Here is a 2,436-nt window from a genome sequence, read left to right on the forward strand (position 1 = left end):
TGTTTATGGCAAACTAATAATGTAGGGATTGGCATTTAATTTATGTATGGCCCGTAGGGCATACATAAATTAAATACGCCACTTGCCAACTCCTCCAAATAACTTTAAACTCCTCGTTGGACCAACAACGTTCGACAGGAGGTTATTAGGAGATGTTAGCAGTGGCACAAATTGATTATATCAGACATGAGGTAAATCAAAAAGGTGAATCCTATGCCGATGTGGCAAGGAGAATGGAAGTTGACCCACGTACAGTTAGTAAGTATGCAAATCAGGAAGAGTTCAAAAGAAAGAAAAAGCAAAAACGAAAAGCACGGGTAATGGAGCCAGTTAAGCCCATTATAGATAAGTGGATTAAAGAAGATTTAAAGAAGAAAAAGAAGTATCAGAGAACAGCTAAAAAAATGTATGAGCAATTAAGAGATTTTCATAGCTTTACAGGGTCAGACCGCACTGTACGCGATTATGTATCCAAAAGAAAAAAGGAATTAAAGGAATCGATGACAGAAGCAGCCTTACCTCTTGAATCTATACCAGGTACAGCTCAAGTTGACTTTGGAACTGGGCCATTTAACTATGATTCAGAAACGATCGATTTACCGTACTTAGTGATGTCGTTTCCGTATAGTAATAGCTTTTATTTTCAAGTTTTTCCTTCGGAAAATACAGAATGCTTATTGGAAGGTTTACAACGGATGTTTCAACATATGGGCGGGGTTCCGAAGACGATACGATTTGATAATTTATCCCCTGCAGTGAACAAAATATTTTCTAAAGGGGAACGTGAATTAACAGATACATTTGAACGCTTTGTATTACACTTTGGTTTTCAGTATGAGTTTTGTAATCCAGGTAAAGGCAATGAAAAAGGCCATGTAGAAGCCATGGTGAAATATGTAAGAAACAACTTTTTATTACCGGAAAATAGGATTATAAACGTTGATCATTTCAATGAAACATTATGGGAAATGGCAGAAAAAGATCGTGATCGACTACATTACGATAAAAAGATCCTTCAGTCAAAATTGTTTGAAGAGGATTTAAATAGCTTTCTTATGTTGCCTGAAAAGGGATTTGAATGTGCTCGATATGAGGAATTGAAATCAGACAAATATGGAATCGTCAATGTAGATACAAAACAATATTCGACATCTCCAAGGTTTGCGCAACAAAAAATTAGAGTCCGTATTACTTATAATGAAATTGCCATTTTGAACGAAGATAACGAAGTGATTGCCAAACACACCAGACTCTATGGTGTAAGGCGGAAATCTATGATTTGGCAGCCTTATCTAGATTTATTGTCCAAACGACCAAGAGCTATAAAATATTCAAGTATTTACAACCAGTTTCCATCTATTTGGACGGACTATTTAAAGAACTGTACAGAAGAAGAACAAAAAAATGCTTTACGCCTATTAGGAGAACTTTTAAAGAATGATGATTTTTCATTACTCAATGAAGCTCTTACGATGGCTTCATCTCATGGCCATCCAAGTACGGATCAAATCAAGCATTGTTTTTACACTGTAATAAATCAAAGCAATACATATAAGGAGATAAGTCCAGCTATTAATCTACCAACTATGCCTGCGGCAACCAGAGGGCTTTCTCATTATGATTCTTTACTTCAAAGCGGAGGTGTATCTTGATGAAAGAGCAAATTGAAGCACATGCCAAACGCTTGAAGTTAAGTTGGATAAGAGAGCATTACCATGAAATTAAAGCTGAAAATAATTATGACTATCTTCTTCAATTATTTGAAAGGGAGGTTGAAAATAGAGAGGAAAGAAAAGTGAACTTATTACTAAAGCAAGCACAATTACCAAAGACAGGCGACCAACCTTTTCAATGGGAACATATTCAAATCCCTCAAGGGATTGATCGTGATAAGATCCTCCAAGGGGAATTTATTCATGAAAAGGAAAATCTGATTTTATATGGTGGAGTCGGCACAGGGAAAACTTATTTGGCAACATTAATTAGCTTAAATGCCATACATAGGTATGGCACCAAAGTGAAGTTCTTTACGTTGGCATCTTTAGCAAATAAATTAATAGAGGCGAACCAAAATGGTTCCCTCCCCAGGCTGATTAAACAGCTTGAAAGACTGGATTTACTTATATTAGATGAACTAGGCTATATTCCTCTTCACAAAGAAGGTGCAGAGTTATTGTTTCAGGTGATATCTATGTGTTATGAAAACAAAAGCTTGGTGATTACTACCAACCTTCAATTTGGACAATGGAATCATGTTTTTGGGGATCCAATATTAACAGAGGCTGTGATTGATCGACTTATTCATCATTCACATTTACTACTTTTTAACGGTGAGAGTTTTCGTTATAAAGAATCATTAATACAGCAATAATTGGAGGCGACAAGTGGCATGCATTTTTAAATGCCATTTCATACATTTTTTACTTGCCAAATACA

2 protein-coding genes are annotated in these 2,436 nt (G+C 35.8%); both read left to right on the forward strand.

Going from position 1 to position 2,436, the window contains the following annotated elements:
* Window positions 1-152 precede the first annotated feature (152 nt).
* On the forward strand, window positions 153-1,652 hold the full coding sequence (gene istA / locus JOC94_RS22505) for an IS21 family transposase (protein WP_077112926.1): 1,500 nt from the start codon (window positions 153-155) through the stop codon (window positions 1,650-1,652).
* Window positions 1,652-2,371: an IS21-like element helper ATPase IstB gene (gene istB / locus JOC94_RS22510; protein ID WP_064467641.1), complete on the forward strand. Its 720-nt coding sequence runs from the start codon at window positions 1,652-1,654 to the stop codon at window positions 2,369-2,371. The genes istA and istB overlap by 1 nt, the downstream gene beginning before the upstream one ends.
* Window positions 2,372-2,436: the final 65 nt, after the last annotated feature.

The organism is Siminovitchia thermophila (assembly GCF_016909185.1).
GTDB lineage: Bacteria > Bacillota > Bacilli > Bacillales > Bacillaceae_C > Siminovitchia > Siminovitchia thermophila.

Coding starts and splice junctions, on each gene's coding strand:
- istA (WP_077112926.1), top strand. CDS start 153: ATGTTAGCAGTGGCACAAATTGATTATATCAGACATGAGGTAAATCAA.
- istB (WP_064467641.1), top strand. CDS start 1,652: ATGAAAGAGCAAATTGAAGCACATGCCAAACGCTTGAAGTTAAGTTGG.